Source organism: Cryobacterium sp. RTC2.1 (assembly GCF_035018685.1).
Lineage (GTDB): Bacteria > Actinomycetota > Actinomycetes > Actinomycetales > Microbacteriaceae > Cryobacterium > Cryobacterium glucosi.
In genome coordinates this window covers 1-19407 of sequence record NZ_JASJXJ010000066.1, presented here as the reverse complement: position 1 = coordinate 19407, position 19407 = coordinate 1, and the positions used below count along the sequence as shown (strand labels likewise).

Annotated in this window: 16 protein-coding genes and 3 pseudogenes; 10 read left to right on the top strand and 9 right to left on the bottom strand. The window is 64.9% G+C overall.

Annotated features, from left to right (window positions below; all coding sequences use genetic code 11):
- On the top strand, positions 1-1415 hold a 1415-nt coding region (locus QN357_RS10070), incomplete at its 5' end, for an HNH endonuclease signature motif containing protein (protein WP_323504848.1).
- A gap of 180 nt (positions 1416-1595) precedes the next feature.
- Here QN357_RS10070 and QN357_RS10065 read toward each other — a convergent pair.
- The 5 genes from QN357_RS10065 to QN357_RS10045 all read right to left on the bottom strand — a co-directional run bounded on the left by QN357_RS10065 (position 1596) and on the right by QN357_RS10045 (position 6975).
- Positions 1596-2774 carry an MFS transporter gene (locus QN357_RS10065; protein WP_322136617.1) on the bottom strand — a complete coding sequence of 393 codons (1179 nt, stop codon included), beginning with the start codon at positions 2772-2774 and terminating at the stop codon, positions 1596-1598.
- Positions 2775-2925: 151 nt separating this feature from the next.
- Positions 2926-4260, bottom strand: coding sequence for an MFS transporter (locus QN357_RS10060; protein ID WP_323504847.1), 1335 nt, complete (start codon positions 4258-4260; stop codon positions 2926-2928).
- A 72-nt stretch (positions 4261-4332) separates the two neighbouring features.
- Positions 4333-4992, bottom strand: a complete 660-nt coding sequence (locus tag QN357_RS10055) for an RpiB/LacA/LacB family sugar-phosphate isomerase (protein ID WP_322140602.1) — start codon at positions 4990-4992, stop codon at positions 4333-4335.
- A 36-nt stretch (positions 4993-5028) separates the two neighbouring features.
- On the bottom strand, positions 5029-5841 hold the full coding sequence (locus tag QN357_RS10050) for a gluconate 5-dehydrogenase (RefSeq protein WP_322189259.1): 813 nt from the start codon (positions 5839-5841) through the stop codon (positions 5029-5031).
- A 33-nt stretch (positions 5842-5874) separates the two neighbouring features.
- A complete protein-coding gene (locus tag QN357_RS10045; protein WP_322140601.1) occupies positions 5875-6975 on the bottom strand; it encodes a glycoside hydrolase family 88/105 protein in 1101 nt (366 codons plus the stop codon).
- 165 nt (positions 6976-7140) lie between these two features.
- Here QN357_RS10045 and QN357_RS10040 point away from each other — a divergent pair, with 165 nt between their 5' ends.
- Entirely contained in the window at positions 7141-8025 is an 885-nt protein-coding gene (locus QN357_RS10040; RefSeq protein ID WP_322136623.1) for an AraC family transcriptional regulator, read from the top strand.
- On the opposite strand, the gene QN357_RS10035 is transcribed toward QN357_RS10040, so the two are convergent.
- Positions 7998-8843, bottom strand: a complete 846-nt coding sequence (locus QN357_RS10035; RefSeq protein WP_322136624.1) for a sugar phosphate isomerase/epimerase — start codon at positions 8841-8843, stop codon at positions 7998-8000. The genes QN357_RS10040 and QN357_RS10035 overlap by 28 nt on opposite strands.
- Between QN357_RS10035 and QN357_RS10030 the strand changes: the two genes are divergently transcribed.
- The 3 genes from QN357_RS10030 (at position 8814) to araA (ending at position 13251) form a co-directional block, all read left to right on the top strand.
- Positions 8814-10010, top strand: coding sequence for a LacI family DNA-binding transcriptional regulator (locus QN357_RS10030; protein WP_322140600.1), 1197 nt, complete (start codon positions 8814-8816; stop codon positions 10008-10010). The two genes, QN357_RS10035 and QN357_RS10030, sit on opposite strands and share 30 nt — an antisense overlap.
- Positions 10011-10093: 83 nt before the next feature.
- Positions 10094-11734 carry a xylulokinase gene (locus tag QN357_RS10025; protein WP_322189257.1) on the top strand — a complete coding sequence of 547 codons (1641 nt, stop codon included), beginning with the start codon at positions 10094-10096 and terminating at the stop codon, positions 11732-11734.
- The gene (gene araA / locus QN357_RS10020) at positions 11731-13251 is read left to right on the top strand and encodes an L-arabinose isomerase (RefSeq protein WP_322136628.1); all 1521 of its coding nucleotides are present in this window, start codon (positions 11731-11733) and stop codon (positions 13249-13251) included. The genes QN357_RS10025 and araA overlap by 4 nt, the downstream gene beginning before the upstream one ends.
- Before the next feature lie 387 nt (positions 13252-13638).
- On the opposite strand, the pseudogene QN357_RS19575 reads toward araA, so the two are convergent.
- The 3 genes and pseudogenes from QN357_RS19575 to QN357_RS10010 all read right to left on the bottom strand — a co-directional run.
- Positions 13639-13809: pseudogene (locus QN357_RS19575) on the bottom strand (TetR family transcriptional regulator); the annotation flags it as partial.
- A gap of 3 nt (positions 13810-13812) precedes the next feature.
- Positions 13813-14271 (bottom strand): hypothetical protein, encoded by a 459-nt coding sequence (locus QN357_RS10015; RefSeq protein ID WP_322136630.1) that lies wholly within the window; start codon positions 14269-14271, stop codon positions 13813-13815.
- A gap of 102 nt (positions 14272-14373) precedes the next feature.
- On the bottom strand, positions 14374-15333 hold the full coding sequence (locus QN357_RS10010; protein ID WP_322189255.1) for a GlxA family transcriptional regulator: 960 nt from the start codon (positions 15331-15333) through the stop codon (positions 14374-14376).
- A 145-nt stretch (positions 15334-15478) separates the two neighbouring features.
- On the opposite strand from QN357_RS10010, the gene QN357_RS10005 reads away from it, so the two are divergent.
- The 5 genes and pseudogenes from QN357_RS10005 to QN357_RS09985 all read left to right on the top strand — a co-directional run.
- Positions 15479-16423, top strand: coding sequence for an alpha/beta hydrolase (locus QN357_RS10005; protein WP_322136632.1), 945 nt, complete (start codon positions 15479-15481; stop codon positions 16421-16423).
- 180 nt (positions 16424-16603) lie between these two features.
- Positions 16604-17734 carry a DJ-1/PfpI family protein gene (locus QN357_RS10000; protein WP_322136633.1) on the top strand — a complete coding sequence of 377 codons (1131 nt, stop codon included), beginning with the start codon at positions 16604-16606 and terminating at the stop codon, positions 17732-17734.
- Positions 17735-17755: 21 nt separating this feature from the next.
- On the top strand, positions 17756-18358 hold the full coding sequence (locus tag QN357_RS09995) for a hypothetical protein (RefSeq protein ID WP_322136634.1): 603 nt from the start codon (positions 17756-17758) through the stop codon (positions 18356-18358).
- Positions 18348-18596: pseudogene (locus QN357_RS09990) on the top strand (M1 family aminopeptidase); the annotation flags it as partial. The gene QN357_RS09995 and the pseudogene QN357_RS09990, both read left to right, overlap by 11 nt.
- 63 nt (positions 18597-18659) lie before the next feature.
- Positions 18660-19407: pseudogene (locus tag QN357_RS09985) on the top strand (transposase); the annotation flags it as partial.

Below are 19407 nucleotides of genomic sequence, written 5' to 3'. Positions count from 1 at the left end.
AGAACCCTCCCGCCATCCCTCCTGATGTCCCTCCCGACAGCAGCCTCAACGCCCAGCACCTCGGCCTGGTGGAGCCGTCCCTCGCCGATTTCTATGACGCGATCCGGGAAGCAGACCGGGAAATCAACCGGGCCACCGCTCGCCGGGCCGCCGCGATCTATACCGCGCAACGGGTGCTGGCCGATGCGGGCCGGGCCCGGGCGGAGGCCGCCGAGCAGGCCGGCGGGCCGCGCCCGCCGTGGTCGCCGGAGGAGGCCACCAAGGAGGAGTTCACCTGCGAGGTCGGGGCCCTGCTCCGGCTGCCGCGGCGCACGGCGGAGACCCTGATCGAAGCCAGCCGCACCCTCGCCGAAGACCTCCCCGCAACCCGGGACGCCCTCGCCATCGGGGCGATCAGTTACCGGCACGCTCAAGTGATCATGGACCAGGCCTGGGGCATCCGCATGGGAGACGACCCGGAAGCGGCCGCCCGGGCCCGCGCCGTGTTCGAAGACGTCCTGGTGCCCGTCGCGGAAGTCCTCACCGTGGCGAAGCTGTCCGACCGGGCCCGGCGGGTGCGGGAACGCACCCACCCGGAAACCATCACCGCGAGGCACCAGAAGAGCGTCGAAGACCGGCACGTGGTCTTCCAGGCCCTCAACGACGGGATGGCGTCGTTGTATGTGACCGGGGACGCGGAGAAGGTGCAGGCCGCCTACCACCGCACCCTCGACACGGCGCTCTGCCTGCAGGGCCCGGAGGAAACCCGCACCCTGACCCAGCTGGCTGCAGACGTGCTCACCGACGTGCTGCTCAGCGGGGTCACCCCGGACGGACTGGGTGCCGGGGTGGCCGCGCAGGTCAACGTCACCGTCCCGGTCCTGACCCTGCTGGGCACGAGCGAGGAACCCGGGTATCCGGCCGGGTACGGACCCATCGACCCCGACACGGCACGGCGTCTCGCGGCGGGGGCGCCGAGCTTCACCCGGCTGCTCACCCACCCGGAGACCGGGGTCGTGCTCTCGATGGGACGGGACACCTACAAGGTCCCCGCCGCGCTCAAGAAGTGGCTCGAGGTGCGCGATGAAACCTGCACCTTCCCCGGCTGCCGCCGCTCGGCGAAACGCTCCGACGTGGACCACAGCGTCGAGTGGCAGCACGGCGGCGAAACCAACGCGATGAACCTCGCCCACCTCTGCCCGTATCACCACGCGGTCAAGAGCTACAAAAGATGGACACCGAGACACCTGGGCGATGGTCGGATCGAGTGGACGTCCCCGGCCGGGTACCGCTACATCGTGGAACCCTCCGCCGACATGAGGCCACCCCGGAAACCCAAACCCGCACCGAAACCGCGGGTTCCGTTCGTGGATGTCTGGACCCTCGACCCCGAACCCAACGACCCCGACAACCCCGACAACCCAAGCCCGTTCTAGTCAGCAGCGCAGCCGAAGAGGCGCCAGCGGGCTGGTGCCTGCGGACGCCCCTGGGTGCGGTGATGCTGGGTACGGTGATGCTGGGTACAGCCCGACTTGGTACTGCGCCGCTAGACGCTCGCTACTTGGTACTGCGCCGCTTGACGCTCGCGACTTAGTACCGCGCTACTGGGTACTGCGCTACTTGGCACTGGTTGAGCTCGTGCTCTCACCGATGATGCCGTGTTCCCAGCGGCGTTCGTCGAGGTCGTTGGCGATCCTGCGGTACTTATCGTCGGACACGGTGTAGATGAAGTAGATGATGATGGCGGCGATGACCAGTGCGAGGGCCGGATACAGCGTCATGACCGCCTTGATACCTTCGAGCGTCTCGCCCGACTGGCTGGTGGCCTTGGCCACATATCCGGTGACGGCGAGCATGCCGGCACCGACCACCGCGGCGCGGGACTGGGCGAGCTTGCGAGAGAAGCTGAAGGCGGCAGAGGTCACGCCCTCCTTGCGCACCCCGGTGTGCCATTCGCCGTAGTCGATCGTGTCGGAGACGAACGCCCAGGTGATGCCGTTCGGGATGGCCAGTGCGGCGGAGCCGATGGTGACGAGGATCATGAACGTCCACAGGTTGGTCGGGATGATGAAGTCCAGCCCGTTGGCGACGATCGCGATGATGAAGCTGCCCATCACGGTGCGCTTCTTGCCGAAGCGCATGACGAGCCTCGGGATGAACATGATGCCGACGATGGAGGCACCGATCATGACGAGGTTCAGTACGGCCTGGAGTGCGAGGTTCCCGAGGTTGTACTGGGCGAAGAAGATCATCATCATGTTGTTGACGTTCATCGACGAGATCGTGAAGAGGGACATCAGCACGAGGCCGAGCAGCGGGCGATTGGTGAGAACTGCCCTGGCGTAATCCTTGATGCCGTTCTTCCCCGAGCTCGCTGCCCGGTTGATGACGACATTCTCCTTGGTGCCCCGGTAGCAGAGCACGAATGAGACCATGGTGAAGGTGACGACGGTCATGACCGCGAGGAGGATCGCGCTGACCATCATCACCGGGCGGAACTTGCCGCGCTTGCCGATCTTGCGGCTGTCGATGAAGATCGCGGCGAGCGGGTCCATGACGGCGTCGAAGAGTTTCACGAGCACGAAGATCAGGGCGACGACCGCCGGGCCGATGCCCGCGGTGTCGATCCAGAACTTGGTCAGGTAGGCCTGACCCAGGTCGAACATGAACCCGCTGCCCAGGTCGCCGAATCCGTAGGCGACCTTCTCCTTCGTATTGAGTCGGGCTTCTGAACCAAAGACGGCGGGGGTGGGCTCTGCGGCAGAGACAATCTCCGCGTTCTCTTGGATGGTCATGGTCGCTCGACGCCAGGAACCTGCGCGTGTGGACGCAGCGCAGCAAAGTGGCACTGTTTCCCTCGTCGTGCGGCGAGCCCCGGGTGCAGCGCACGACAAAGCCCCCTGCCTCCCGGTCAAATGCGGGAGGCAGGGGGCTTTGTCGTGCCCGTTACTCGGCCAGGCTCTCGCCGGATCCGTTGCAGAGGAACAGGGTGGCACCCGCCGCGATCACGGTGACCACGAGTGTGGTGATGCCGATCACGATCGGGATGTTGCTCGTTCCGGGAGGAGCCATCAGGGTGAAGATCGCCGGCGCGAACGCGGCAAGCATCAGGCCGACGTTCTGCGAGACGGCGAAGCCGGTGACGCGCAGCCGGGTGGGGAACTGCTCCTGGTAGGCCGTGGCGAATGTGGCGTTCCACATCTGGAAGAAAATCGACATGGCGAGCACGCCGAGGATGAGCACCATGGCGAAGTTCTTTTCCTGCACCGCGAAGAGGAACGGGATCGAGGTGAGGCCGCCGCCGAGGGCGCCGGTGATCATGAGCGCCTTCCTGCCGAAGACGTCGGAGAGCTTCCCGAACAGCGGGATCGTCAGGGCAGAGACCGTGTTGATGATGAGGATGATCCACAGGAACTCACTCGTCGTGAAGCCGACTCCGTAACTCTCCTGCTTGCCGTAGGTGACACCGAAGACCAGGGTCGCGGTGCCGATCACGTTGGCGAGCGTGCTGATGACGCAGATGAGGAGCATGCGCGGGTAGCGACGGAACAGTTCGATCGCCGGGGTCTTGAACTCCTTGACCTGGGACTGCTTCAGGTAGGCGGGCGGCTCTTCGATGTTGCGGCGAATCAAGTAGCCGGCGAGGATGACGACCGCGCTGAGCAGGAACGGAATCCGCCATCCCCAGCTCTGGAAGGCCTCGGCGGGGAGCGCGGATGCCAGCGGAAGCATGAAGGCGAGGGCGAGGATGCTGCCGATCTGGGACCCCTGCAGGCTGAAGCTTGCGAAGAAGCCCCGCTTGGCATCGGGCGAGTGCTCGACGATGAGGGCGTTGGAGGCGCCCAGCTCCCCGGCGACGGCGAAGCCCTGGACGAGCCGGAGCACCACCAGCAGGATCGGCGCGAGAATGCCGACCTGGGAGTACGTCGGCAGAACGCCCACGAGGAGCGTGGCCAGGCCCATCATCATCATGGCGATGACGAGGACATGCTTCCGCCCGTGGCGGTCGGCCAGGTTGCCCAGGACAATGGCGCCGATGGGCCGCGCGACATAGCCGACGCCGTACGTCGCCAGCGAGGCGACGATGGCGACGGCCGGGCTCGCGGTGGGGAAGAACACCGTCGGGAACACGAGTGCTGCTGCTTGGGAGTACAACGTGAAGTCGTAGTACTCCAGTGCGCTTCCGATCCACCCACTGAAGGCGGCGCGCTTGAGATTGCGGGATGAAACCTGTTTGTCGTTCGACGGCGTCCTCTGTGACGTTGCCGTGTTTTCGCTCATGACGAAACCCTTGATCTTCCTTGATAAGTGGTTCTAGTGTGATCGTTCGTGGTGCAGAGTGCAGTTCGCCGGTCAGGCGAGTGGCGCGAGGATGTAGTCGCGCACCTCCCCCGGTTCGGCGTTTGCGATGAAATACTCCGTGAAGTTCTCGGTGGCGATGGTTTCCTTCAGGAAGTCCTGATCGATTTCCTTGAGCACCTGGATGAGGGGCTTGTACACGACCGCCTTCACCTCGTTGAGGATGCGTGCATTGCGCTGCTCAGGGACCACCCGTTCCTTGGGGTACCCGCCACCCATCGGCTCGGCGAACAGGCGCTCGAAGATGAGCGTGAGGTTGAGCTCGGCCCCCCAGCCGAAGCCCTTCGCATAAGGGATGGAGAGCGCGTTGCCTCCGTTGATCTGGGAAAAGAGGTAGGCATCCGTCGGTTCGATGGCGATGCCGCAGACCACGCCGGGGAAGCTGTTGCAGGCGAGCATGGCCCCCACGCCGGTGCCGCAGCCGGTGACGACAAAGTCCACGGCCTTCGTGCCCAACAGGATCGAGGCGAGGAGACCGTTCTGAACGTAGGTCAGCCGGCTCTCGCCCTCTTTCCCGGTCATCCCGTAGTTAAAGGACTCGTGGCCTTTCTCGTCGGCCACATCCTTGAGCGCCTTGTAGATGATGGCGTTCTTGGAAGCCTGGGAGTTCTCGTTTATCAAAGCAATCTTCATTGGTTCTTCGACCTTTTTCATTGATGGTGCTCACGATGTGGTGCGGGCAGTCCCGCGTTACTGAGGGGTTTTCCCGATGTAGGCGAGGATGCCGCCGTCGACATAGAGGACCAGGCCGTTGACGAAGTCGCTCGCGTCGGAGGCCAGGAACACTGCCGGCCCCATCAGGTCCCTGGGGGTCCCCCAGCGCGCGGCCGGGGTCCTCGCGATGATGAACTGGTCGAAGGGATGCCGGGAGCCATCGTCCTGGAGTTCACGGAGCGGGGCCGTCTGCGGCGTTGCGATGTAGCCAGGGCCGATGGCGTTGCACTGGATGTTGGCCTCGGCGAATTCGGAGCAGATGTTGCGGGTGAGCATCTTCAGGCCACCCTTGGCTGCGGCGTAAGCCGACACGGTTTCGCGCCCGAGTTCCGACATCATCGAGCACATGTTGATGATCTTTCCGTGGCCGTTCTTGATCATTCCCGGCAGCACGGCCTTGGCGACGATGAACGGCCCGTTGAGGTCGACGTCGATCACCTGACGGAAGTCGGCGACGCTCATCTCGAGCATCGGGACGCGCTTGATGATGCCGGCGTTGTTGACGAGGATGTCGATGGTGCCGACCTCGTCCTCGATCTGCTTGACCATCGCAACGATCGCGTCTTCGTCAGTGACGTCCGCGACATATCCGTGAGCCTCGATCCCGGCTTCCTTGTAGGCGGCGAGTCCCCGGTCGACGGCCGCCTGGTCGCGATCGTTGAAGACGATCCGGGCGCCCGCCACCGCATACGCCGAGGCGATTGCCAGTCCGATGCCGTAGCTGGCGCCGGTGATCAGGGCGACTTTGCCGCTCAGGGAGAAGCTCTCCATGTCAAACTTTTCGGTCATTTTCTTACTCTTTTCGTGGAAGGCATGGTCGTCTCAGCAGAAGGAGACGAGATATTCGGCGAAGCACAGCACCGTGAGCGATTGGCCGTACGGCATCGCCGTCTGGTCGATGTTCTTGTAGAAGTCCAGGTCGTCACCCATTCCGGTTCCGACCGAGACGTTCTGGACTTCGCCCTCGTCGGTGATCCGGTCGTACAGTGCGGCGACGGCCTTCTCCGCCACGGCCGCATAGCTCTTGTCGATGTAGCGCTCATGTACCGCTTTGAGCAGCCCGTATGCGATACCGGCGGTCGCGGACGACTCGAGGTAGGAGGTCGGGTCATCGAGCAGCGTGTGCCACATGCCGGACTCGTCCTGCAGCTCCGCGAGTGCGGAGACCTGGCTGTTCAGAATTTCGAGCAACCAGTCCCGGATCGGGTCTCCGGGCTTGAGTCCCAGGGTGCCGATGAGTTCCGGAATGGCGATGGTGATCCAGCAGTTGCCACGTGCCCAGAGCGCGTCTGCGTAGTTGTCACGGCGCTCGAACGACCAGCCGTGGAACCAGAGGCCCGTCTTCTTGTCCAAGAGGTACTGGGCATGGATGAGGAACTGGTACTTGGCTTCCTCGATGTATTCCGGCCGATCCAGGAGGCGACCGATCTTCGCGAGGGGCAGCACCGTCATCATCAAGGTGTCGTCCCAGAGCTGCTGAGAGTTCGGCCCGGCATAGGTCATGTGCTGCATGCCACCACCGTGAGTGCGCGGCATGTCGTGCATGGCCCATTGCGCCCACTGGTTGAGGTACGGGATGTACCTGCTGTCCTTGGTGTCCTCATACAGGCAGGCCATGGCGAGCAGCGGTGCCATCGTGTTGACGTTTTTCGGCGGAGCGCCCGCGGCGAGCGCGGTATCGAACCACTCGCGGACGACATCCGCTGCCAGGGAATTTCCGGTGATCCGGTAGTTCTTGTAGATCCCGTAGAGACCGACACCCTGGGGCCAATTCCAGACATTCCAGCTCTTGTCGTCGACGACGACATCACTGAAATGGAGTAAAAACTTACCTGACTCGTCCCTGATTGTGGTCAGGTTGGAGATCATGGCATCGATCTTTTGAACGATCTGCTCTCTGCTGACGGCAGTGTCTAGATGCATGGTTTCTCTTCACAATCTTCTTTGATTCCTTGTATTTGAAACGTTACAACCCCGGAATCCGTCGATATAGGCCCCGTGGTGTCGACCGTTGCTCAAAAACTGCCGTTTCTTGCAGCGGAGGCTGCGTGCCAGACTGTCGCCTGAGCTCTCGGAGAGGAGGCGCCGATGGAGCCTCGCCGCGCAGTGATCGTGAACACGATGGTCTCCGGGCATTTCGAGCTGTACCACGTCGACAATGCCGTCCGTGAGCACGCAAACCTGCACTATCACGACTTCCACGAGATCAATTGCGTACTGCGCGGCACGGGTGTCTTCCGGCTCGGCGGAACCGAGTACTCCACGGAACCGGGAACCGTGACCTTCGTGCGGAGGAACGACCTGCACAACATCGTCAGGCAGTCCAGCGAGTACTACGAACGTGCGTACATCCACATTCGCGAGGAGTTCCTCACGAGCCGTTCCTCAGACAGCACCAACCTCAACCTCCTGTTCGCCAAGGACGGCACCCCGACCAGCCAGGTCATCAGTGTGGATGCCGACTGGTTGCGCGAACAGATTTCTCACCTGGACGAGCCCGATCAGGAGGGCTTCGGCGCGGACCTCGTCCGAGAGAACCGGCTGATCGAGTTCCTGATCGACCTCAACAAGGCGGTCTTCGGCTCCGAGAACGCCGTCGTTCCCCACGACCTTCCCGTGTCGGCCCTCATCTCGGCGGTCATGGGCTACGTCGCCGACAACCTGGACGAGGATCTGTCACTCGATGCCGTCGCGGGCAGGTTCTTCATCAGTAAGTACTACCTGTCACGCCAGTTCAAGACGAACACCGGACTCAATTTCCACCAGTACACGCTCAAGAAGCGACTGCTGCACAGCAAAGACCTCCTGAGCACGCACGGGAACGCCCTGGACGTCTATCGGATCGCCGGGTTCTCGTCGTACACGCACTTCCTCCGCTGCTTCAAGGATGAGTTCGGCATGACGAGCAAGGAATTCATCCGCCGGAGTCGCAACCCCGAAGGCATTCACTTCGAGAATCCCGATTCCGTGTAGCGATCCACGGTCCTGGCAATCGCGTCGTTGACGGTTTCCTCCATGATGACGGCGAGACAGGGAGCGTGCGCGCTGATCGTGGCCAGAATCTGGGCGACCGGGAGGACCCCGTCGTCGATGTCGCAGCGGACGACGCGACCGTCCGAGAGGCGGTAGTCGTCGAGGTGGGCCGCGACGATGCGTCCCCCGAACCGTTCAAAGGCGTCGCTCGTCAATGCCGCAAGATCGACGGGCTCGTTCGGGTCGAGCAACGCCGTGGCGTCGAACACGATGCCGAGGAAGGGTGAGTCGACGTCGTCGAGGAGTTGCTCGACCCGATCGAGGTTATAGATCGGGTGGTTAATGCCCGGCTCAATGGCGACGATGGTCCCCACGCGTTCGCCGAATTCCGCGAGCCGCCGAATCACCGCTGCGGCCTCCCGGTACGCCTCATCCGTGAAGTTTGCCCGGGTATAGGCAAAACCCTCCGCATTGACGCTCCCCGTCTCGGTCGCCACCATCGGGGCACCAAAATGCCGAGCGTTGAGCAGATAGGCCTCGAACTTCCGCAGGATCGCCTCCCTGCGATCGGCATCCGGATGAATGATGTTGTCGTAGCAGCCCAGCACGGCGATATCCACGCCCTGGGCGGCCATCACGCGGCGGAAGTAAGCGCCCAGGCCGGGGTTGACAGCGCGTGCGCCATTCAGTTCGGGGAAGGACCGGCCCAGGGCCAGTTGCACGTTGTGCACCCCGTATCCCGCCAGGCCACGCGCCAGCGCCTCGGGAGTTGACGCCCACGTCACGTCGTGTCCGCGAGCGCCGAAATTGATCGTCATATCCGTACCTTTCACCGCTGTGGCCAACTCGCCGAACTGTACACCTCTGCCTGGGCGAGCCCTGACCTGGTCATCCGGGCGGAGAATGGCGGCCCCGTGACCAGCGCAACCCCCACGCACGGCGATAATCAGACCATGGGCGCAGATCGAGACAACGAGGATGCCAGACCTCGTGCCGCCAGTGTGTTCGATGTGGCCAGGGTCGCTGGAGTGTCCCACCAGACGGTCTCCCGTGTCCTGAATGATCACCCCAGCCTTCGCGCAGCCACGCGACAGAAGGTGCTCGATGCCATTCGGGAGCTGAACTACCGGCCGAACGCGGCCGCCCGCGCGTTGTCCTCGAGTCGATCGCGCCTGATCGGAATACTGTCGACCTCGAGTGGAGAGTACGGCCCCGCGACCATCGTCGCCGCCATCGGGGCAGCAGCACGCAGTCGCGGCTACAGCGTGACGATCGCGAACGCGGACGGACTCGACCGAAGATCAGTGGATGACGCACTCAGCCATCTGGCCGACCTCTCTGCCGAGGGGCTGATCGTGGTGGCCCCGCAGACCCAGGTGCTCGTCGCTCTCGAAGGCCTGACGATCCCGGTGCCATATGTGACGCTGCAGACGGCAGCGGGGAGCGGGCTGCATGGCGGGATGCTGGACCAGATCCGGGGGGCCCGGCTGGCCACCTCGCATCTCATGGATCTCGGCCATCAGCGCGTGGGCCACATCGCCGGCCCGCCAGAATGGCTCGACGCGCAACAGCGCCTGACCGGTTTCCAGGAGGAGCTTCGATCGCGCCAGCTGGATCCGCGATTCGTAGAGATCGGCGACTGGAGCGCCGCGTCAGGTCATCGTGCCGCCCGTGCGCTGATCGAACAGGGCGTGACGGCCATTTTCTCCGGTAACGACCAGATGGCGCTCGGCGCCCTGAGCGCCGCGGTCTCCCTGGGGATGACCGTGCCGGGGGATCTCAGCATCGTCGGCTTCGATGACGTTCCCGAGGCCGCGTACTACCAGCCCGCGCTGACGACCGTTCGGCAGGACCTGGCCGAAGCCGGACGGCGCGCCGTGGCCCTTCTCCTCGGAGAAGCTGACGTGCGTCCTGCCGTCGACCCTGAGCTCATCGAGCGGGCGTCCACCGGAGCCCCGCCGGAGCGGCCGCGACCCGAATGCTGACGGTCGACATACGGGATGCCGATGTCGTAGACTGCATATGATCGCCAATGTGATCGATCACATGCGTAAGTCAAAGGAGTCTTGTGTCGACATCGAGTACCGTTTCCCCCGGCGATTCCGCACGAGACGACCTCCGTGCGGGGCGCCTCTCGCTCGGGATCGAACTGGGGTCGACCCGGATCAAGGCGTGCCTGATCGGCGACGACCCGTCCCAGGTGATCGCGGTCGGCAGTCACGAGTGGGACAACGAGTTCGTCGGACAGGTCTGGACCTATTCGCTCGAGAACGTGTGGTCTGGCTTGCAGGCGGCCTACGCCGACCTCATCGACAATGCCGAATCACGCTACGGCTTACGCCCGGACGGCTTCGCGGCGATCGGCGTCTCGGCCATGATGCACGGATACCTCGCGTTCGATGCGGCCGGCGACCTCCTCGCGCCCTTCAGAACCTGGCGGAACACGACGACCGGCCCTGCTGCCGCGGAACTCACCGACCTGTTCGGCGTGAACATCCCGCTGCGCTGGTCCATTGCACATCTCCGTCAGGCGGTCCTCGACGACGAACCGCACGTCCCCGAGATCGCCTTTCTCACCACCCTTGCCGGTTATGTGCACTGGCGGCTCACGGGTCGGAAAGTCCTGGGAGTCGGCGACGCATCGGGCATGTTCCCGATCGACGCGCTCACGAAGACCTACGATGCCGAGCTGGTGGCGCGATACGACGGGCTCTCCGCGGCCGGCACGCCCGGATCAGGCATCGTCGACCTGTTGCCGGAGGTGCTTGTGGCGGGTCAGCCCGCAGGGGCCCTGACCGAACAGGGTGCCCGGCTTCTCGACCCGACCGGCACGCTCAAGCCCGGCGCGGCCCTCTGCCCGCCCGAGGGTGACGCCGGAACGGGAATGGTCGCGACCCGATCTGTCGCCCCCCGCTCGGGCAATGTCAGTGCGGGCACGAGTATCTTCGCCATGGTCGTGCTCGAACGACCGCTCGAGAATGTGCACCACGAGCTCGACGTTGTCACGACTCCCGCCGGGGACCCCGTCGCGATGGTCCACTGCAACAACGGTGCGAGCGAACTCGCGACCTGGGTCGGCCTCTTCGCCCGGTTCGCCGCGGTCGCCGGCCAGCCGCTCGCCAGCGATGTCGTGTTCGACGCGCTGTTCCGCGAAGCACTCGAGGGCGAGGCGGACGCCGGTGGGCTGTTGGCCTACAATCACCTGGCGGGCGAGCCGATCGCCGGCCTCAGCGAGGGCAGACCCCTCGTCGTGCGCACGCCGGACAGCCGGCTGACGCTCGCGAACTTCATGCGGGCCCAGCTCTACGGCGTTTTCGGCACGCTCAGCCTCGGGATGCGCGTCCTTGCCGACGAGGGCGTCGTGATCGAGGAGATGTTCGCCCACGGCGGCATGTTCCGCACCGCAGGGGTCGCGCAGCGATTCCTCGCCGGGGCGCTCGGCACCCCCGTCACCGTGACCGAAACGGCCTCGGAAGGCGGCGCCTGGGGCATCGCGGTGCTGGCGTCCTACCTGCGGGCCGCCGAGCACGGCCAGAGCCTCGACGACTACCTCGACGAACAGGTCTTCGCGAACACCGCGTTCGACACTACCCAGCCGGATCCGACAGACGTCGCCGGATTCACCACCTACCTTGCACGCTATTCCGCCGGCCTCGCCGTCGAACGTACCGCCGTTGACGCACTCTCACTGAAGGAAATCACCCTATGAGCAACCGCATCACTCCCGACCTGACCTCCTACGAGGTCTGGTTCCTCACCGGCAGCCAGAACCTCTACGGCGAGGAGACCCTTCGACAGGTGGCGGAGCAGTCGCGCGCCATTTCGGACACGCTCGCGGCAGCATCCGACATTCCGATCACGATCGTGTGGAAGCCGGTGCTGAAGGATTCGGAGTCGATCAAGCGCGCGATCCTCGAGGCGAATGCCGCCGACAACGTGATCGGCTTGATCGCATGGATGCACACGTTCTCTCCCGCGAAGATGTGGATCTCCGGGCTCGACGCCCTCCAGAAGCCCCTGCTGCACTTCCACACCCAGGCGAACGTCGAACTGCCGTGGGCGGACATCGACATGGACTTCATGAACCTGAACCAGGCCGCGCACGGCGACCGGGAGTTCGGTTACATCCAGACTCGCCTCGGCGTCGCCAGGAAGACGGTCGTCGGCCACGCCACGAGCCCCGCTGTCACCGCGCAGATCGGCACCTGGACCCGTGCCGCCGCCGGCTGGGCTGCGACCAAGAGCCTCAAGCTCGCCCGGTTCGGCGACAACATGCGTTACGTCGCGGTCACCGAGGGTGACAAGACCGAGGCAGAGCTGCGGTTCGGCGTGCAGGTCAACACGTGGGGCGTCAACGAACTCGCGGAGGCCGTCGCCCAGGCCACGGAGGACCAGATCGACGCCCTCGTCGCCGAGTACGAGGAACTCTATGACGTCGCTCCTGAGCTACGGGCGGGCGCCGAGCGTCACGAGTCGCTGCGCTACGGTGCCGCGATCGAAATCGGCCTCCGGTCCTTCCTGGAAGCGGGCGGATTCGGCGCGTTCACCACGAGCTTCGAAGACCTCGGAGCCCTCCGCCAGCTCCCCGGACTCGCCGTGCAGCGCCTGATGGCCGACGGCTACGGCTTCGGCGCCGAAGGCGACTGGAAGACGGCAATCCTCGTGCACGCCGCCAACGTCATGGGCTCCGGGCTCCCCGGCGGCGCCTCCCTGATGGAGGACTACACCTACGACCTGACCCCCGGAGCGGAAGTCATCCTGGGTGCCCACATGCTCGAGGTCAGCCCGAGCCTGACAACCGCGAAGCCGACGCTCGAGATCCACCCGCTCGGCATCGGCGGCCGGGAAGACCCCGTGCGCCTCGTATTCACGGCAGATCCTGGACCCGCCGTCGTGGTTGCGATGAGTGACATGCGCGACAGGTTCCGCCTCGTCGCCAACGTCGTCGAGGTGGTCGAGCCCACCGCTCCCCTGCCGAAGCTGCCGGTCGGCCGCGCCGTCTGGAAGCCGGAACCGTCCTTCGCGGTCTCGGCGGCCGCGTGGCTCACCGCTGGTGCGGCGCACCACACCGTGATGTCGACCGCGGTCGGCCTCGAAGCGTTCACCGACTTCGCCGACATCGCGAAGACGGAGCTTCTCGTCATCGATGCGACGACAGACCTCCGGAGCTTCGAACACGGGATCCGCTGGAACCAGGCGTACTACCGGCTGGCCCAGGGCCTCTGAGTCTCTGAGTCTCTGAGCCTCTGAGCCTCTGAGCCTCTGAGCCCAGGATCGGATCGCCTGGATCGAGGCACCCTGGACCAGAGCGACCACCGTCTCCGCGAGTTCGTCACCCTGGACGCGGGTCCCGGTGGCGACCTCACGACAGACCGGCAAGAACGCCGCGAGGTAGCGCCCGAAGCTCGATTCGATGCGGGCGCGGAACAGGTCGTCACGTCGGGAGAAGTAGAACGCGAAGATCAGTTCGACCGCATCGTGGTACTCGACCAGGCGCTCCAGCTCGACCCGGATCATCCGCTCGAGGCGGTCCCACGGTTCCAGCCGGGCCAGGCCGGAGTCGGACAGGGCGTCGAGCGTGCCGTCGAGCAGTACGCCGAGCAGCGCCTCCAGCAGACCGTCTTTCGACTGGAAGTGGAAGAACACGAGGCCCGTGGAGATGCCGGCCGCGGTGGCCACCCGGCGCGCGGTGACGGCATCGAGACCCTCGCCGAGGGCGATCTCGTACGCCGCGGCGAGGATCGCGTCGCAGCGCTCCTGTTCGGGCTTCTTGGGGCCGCCCATCGATCAGCCGTCTCCCTCGGTACGCCGGGCGGCGCGATACCGGCGCCACGCCAGCCAGGCGCCAGAGGACCAGAGCGCCCACAGCATCAGCACGGGCTGGAACAGCAGCCGCACGCTGCGCTCGAGGTCGGTGTTCAGCCCGAAGGAATCGGTATGCGTCGCCAGCTGCGAGATATTGCCGGGGAAGATGGCAACGAAGAAGACCGCCACGATCCAGCCGACCTGCACCCGGTACCTGCCCAGGGCGAGTAGGGAAGCGCCGAGGACGATCTCGACGACGCCTGAGGCCAGGACGACGAAGTCCCCCGCCATCGGCACCCAGGTGGGCACCTGGGCGAGGAACGCCTCCCGGTTCACGGTGAGATGACTGATGCCGGCGAGAAGGAGGAAGGCTCCCAGCGTCATCCTGAAGACGGTGCGAAGCACGGTCGCGCGCGTCTTCTGAGGTGCGAGGAGGTTCATGCTGCGGCTTTCGTGGGGGCGTGCGAGGGAGAAGCGATGCTCCGACTCTACATTGATCACTCGGTCAATGATCACTCGGTCAATCGCGGAGACTTGGCACGGTCAGTCGGACCCGAAGTGATCTCGATGGTTGGTCGGGGTGGTGTTGAGGCGGCGCCGGAACGCTCGATTCATGGTTTCAGGGGTGCCGAATCCGCATGCTCGCGCGATCTCCTCCACTGTCAGCATCGTCGTCTCGAGAAGACTGCACGCTGCCTCCATCCGCACCGCCTCCACATGCTCGGCCGGCGTGATGCCTACCTCGGACTTGAATACCCGACTGAACTGGCGCTCCGAGAGGTGGGCGCGAGTGGCCATACCAGAGATGGAGAGATCGGCGGTCAGGTTGTCAGGGAGCCAGGCCAACACGTCACGGATGGGCTCGTCGTTCGCGGACTGTGCGGCCAGCAGCGCTGAGAACTGCGCCTGGCCGCCCGAACGGCGGAGGTACACGACAAGGCGCCGCGCTACGGTCGCAGCGGCCTTGCGGCCATGGTCATCGGCAACCAACGCCAAGGCCAAGTCGATTCCGGCCGTGACGCCGGCCGAGGTCCAGACGTTGCCGTCCTGCACATAGATGGCATCGGGGTCGACCATGACCTCCGGGTAGGCCCGCCCAAGCACCTCGCACTCGGCCCAGTGGGTGGTCGCGCGGCGACCGTCCAGAAGGCCCGCGGCAGCGAGTAGAAACGCGCCTGAGCACACGGATGCGACCCGCCGCGACACCAACGCCAGCCGCCGAATGCTGTCGACCAGCCTCGGATCGCCCGCAGCTTCCTCCATATCCCGGCCCCCGGCGACCACGAGAGTGTCGATGTTTCCGACCACTGCATCGATCGGTCCCGTCGCGAACTCGAGGCCGCTCGTCGATAGCACCGGCCCGCCATCGGTGCTCACGAGTTCCGTGGCGTACCGAGCGATCGGCAGGAATCGTGAGGCGGTGGAAAACACCTCAAGGGGCCCGGTCACGTCGAGGATCTGCACGGACGGGAACCCGACGATCACGATGCGTAGTTCGCTCACTGTCTTCCTCCGTGGCCGAGATCGTCAACAGCGTGTCCTAGGTGGGCCGACAACCGAACCCTACCGTGAAGTCATACCCGCAAACACGCACGTCGGCGCGGCGAATCCGCGACCCCCTTACCTCCCGAATCCGATGGAGCCTGATATGAACTTCCCCAGAATCGCACGCGCCGCCGGCATCGGCCTCGCTGTTGTCCTGGCTCTCACGGCCGTCTCGACGACCGTCAATGTGGCACTGAACACCTCGGAACACGCCGACCTCGTGCCGTATGGGAAGAAGGTCGCCATCGACGCCGGCGACATCAATGTCTACCGCAACGGCGGGACCGGGCCGACGATGGTGCTCCTGAGCGGGTATGGGACGCCGGCACCGGCAATCGACTTCGCCCCGCTCATCCGCCAGCTGAACGCGTTCAACGTCATCGTGGTCGAGGGCTTCGGCTACGGCTACAGTGACCTGAACGTCAGTGATCGCACCATCGAGAACATCACCCGCGAGCTGCACGAGGTCCTGGCCAAGCTTCGGGTGGACGAGCCGGTGATCCTGGTCGGCCATTCAATCGGCGGCATCTACGCCCGCTACTACGCGAACGCCTACCCGGACGAGGTGATGGCGATCGTTGGCGTCGACCCTACCGCCGCCCTGTCGTCGTCTCTTGATGAGGGCGCACCCTCGACCGTCGAGAGCATGCAGGCCGCGACCGGGCTCTTCCGCGTGGTCACGACGATCGCACCCGACCTGGTTCAGCCTCCAGGGTCTGCCTATACGGCGGAGGAGCGGCACCGCATCGCCGTGATGACCAACTGGAACTACGTCAACGCGTCGGTCTCCGACGAATGGAGCCGCATCGGCGCCAACTCGACCAAAACCGCGATGCAGCCGTTCGCCTCGGACCTGCCGGTGCTCGAGATCCTCTCGAGCGACAGCGTTCGGACGATGCCCCAATGGTTGCCGAACCACGAGGCCGAACTCGAGAACGTCACGACGCACGAACTCAACGTGCTCGAAGGAAGCCACTACTTGCATTGGACGCAGTCCCCGGCGTTCGCTCGGATAATCTCCGACTTCCTTTCCCGTCTCACCCGCTAACCCCCCGCTCACCAGGAGATCGTCGTGTCAAAAATCGCCCGCCGAGTCGGCAGCATCACACTCGCCACTACCCTCACTATTACCGCCTTCGCCGCCATAGCGGTCACCGGGTTGTCCCAATCGAGCGCTGAGACTGCCTCCGCGGCGAGCATCGGGGCGCCACCCCCTCAGCCTGGCGCCGTGCCGCTCCACGGGCAGTTCGTCGTTGCGGTCATTCTCGGCCGGTCCGGATCCGACACCGCCGACGTTCTCGCGCCATATGACGTTCTGGCCAGTTCACCCGACTTCTTCGTCTACACGATTGCCGCCTCCGCCGCCCCGGCGGTCGTCGACGGTGGCATGTGGGTCGTGCCGACCCACACTTTTGGTGAGGTGGCGGCTGGTGCTGCACCCACGCCTGACCTGGTCGTGGTGCCGGCCGTGAACAGTCCGTCGGGGCCCGAGGAGGCCGCGGCGCGCGAGTTCATCGTCAACCAGTACAACGCGGGCGCTCGCATCCTCGGCATTTGTGCGGGCTCCCGGCTGCTCGCCGCCTCCGGAGTTCTCGATGGGCTTCGCGCGACGTCCCATTGGTCCCGAATCGCCGCGCTCAGAACTTCGAACCCCGAGGTTTCCTGGGTCACCGGACAGCGCTACGTCCAAGACGGCCGAGTAACGACTACCGGTGGCGTGACCTCCAGCATCCCGGGCTCACTCAAAGTCATCGCCGACATGGCCGGTGATGCGGAAGCCAACCGGGTCGGCGAATCCGTCGGCTACCCAGGCTGGAAACTAGATGGTCCGACGGCGATGCCCGTCAAAGTCTTTGGGTTCGAAGACGCTGCCATTCTCATGAACACGGCTTTCCCTTGGGGGCGACCGAGGGTTGCCGTCGAGCTGAAAGATGGCGTCGAGGAGATCGATGCCGCTGCAATCTTCGAGGTCTATGGATACTCGCAAGGTGCCACCACCTCCGCCCTGTCGGCGAAAGGGTTCGTAACGACCAAGCACGGCCTCGTTGTGAAGACCTCGATTCTCGATGGCGCGACGACCACGGTGGTTGCCGGCGAACTCGGTGCACCAGGAAGCCCGCAGGGCTTCGACGCCGCCTTCGAACAACTGTCGAGGAGCAGCAGTTCGTCGGTCGTCCAGTCCGTGTCCAAGATGATCGAGTACCCCCTCGATCGGGTCAGACAGGAGAGGGCACCGCTGATCGCGCAAGCACGTACTTCGCTTCTCCTGGTTCTCGGCCTCCTGCTTGCGGTCGGCGTCGGAATGCTGCCCACCATCATCCTCGGCTTCGTCCGACGCCGCATGAGGGCTCGCGCCTGATAGTGCAACGGCGGCTACGACGTGCTGCACTACGACCTCGCCCTTCGTCACGCGCCACCGAGGGACCCCGCGGTACTGGTAGGACGCCTCAGCGGCGTCGCGACCATCACACTCCGCGCGAAGCAGAACCTGCCGTCGCTCAACTTCGATTTGCGCGGTCTCGACGTCACGTCGGTCCGGGTGGACGGCAAGGCGGCGGCGCACGGGCTCACCGTCGGTCTGCTGCCGAAGCTCACGGAGGGACAGTCCACAACGATCATCGTCGAGTACGGGGGAAGCACCGGGCGGCCGCTCGACACGACCGGCGCCCTCTATGGATGGGTCACGACTGCGGATGGCGCGATCGTGGTCAACGAACCCGATGGCGCCTCGACCTGGTATCCCGTGAACGACGACCCGCACGATAAGGCCACGTATTCGTTCCACATCACGGTGCCGGCTGGAAAGGCGGCCGTTGCGAACGGTCTGGCGGCCGGCCCGCCACGGACCAAAGCCGGGTGGACCACCTGGTCATCGCAGGCGACGGACCCGATGTCCAGTTACCTGTCGACGGCGACGGTCGGTGACTTCACCCTGGCCACCCATACGGGCCCGCGCGGTCTCCCGATAGTCAGTGGTCCCTGAACTCGGGCACCAATGGTTCGGCGATTCGGTGACGCCATCTGACTGGAAGGACATCTGGCTGAACGAAGGCTGGGCCACCTACGTCGAATGGCTGCGGGCCGAGCATCAAGGCACTGCGACGATGCCTGCGCAGTTTGCCGACGCGGTGTCATACCTGGACGCGAACAACGGCTGGACGCTCAACATCGCAGACCCAGGTCGCGATGATCTCTTCGCGGCTCCGGTCTACCTGCGGGGAGCGGCCGACCTGCACGCGTTGCGCGCGAAGGTCGGCGACAAGGCGTTCTTCGCGGGCGCCGCTTATATGCCGCCGTCGAAGTCGGCTATTTTCCAGGCGCGTCGACGGCTCGGATTTGAATCGGTGCGGGATCTGTTTGCCCGAGTCGCGCGGCCCCTGGCCGGGCCGGACACGCCGGGTTCGTGGTTGGCTGGGCGGCGTTTGATGTCCATCGACGGAACGATTCTGGATCTGGCCGACAGCGTGGTGAATGCAGAGTTCTTTGGCCGGCCGCCAGTCAGCCGTGGCGAGCAATCTGCCTTCCCACAGGCGCGCCTGGTGGCGTTGGCCGAGTGCGGGACGCATACGATTCTGGATGCGGCGATAGGCCCATGCAGGACGTCGGAAATTGAACTCTCACGGGAGCTCGCCGGGCGCTTCGGGCCGGGCATGCTGGTCCTGGCCGACCGTGGCTTCCCGGGGCGGCAGTCGACAGCACCGTTGACCGTGCGGGTCGTGGACTACACGATCGACGACGGCCGCGACAATCCCGATGGCTACCGGTTGCTGACAACGATCCTTGATCCGGGTGAGGCATCTGCGGAAGAGCTCGCGACCGTGTACTCAGAACGGTGGGAGATCGAGTCTGTGTTCGATGAGTTGAAAGCGCATCAGCGCGCCCAGCGCATGGTGATGCGGTCCAAGGCCCCGGACCTGGTCAAGCAGGAAATCTGGGGCCACCTCTGCTGCCACTACGCGATCCGAACCCTGATGATCGAGGCCGCACAACACGCTCACCGCGACCCCGACCGGGTCTCCTTCGTCGCCGAAC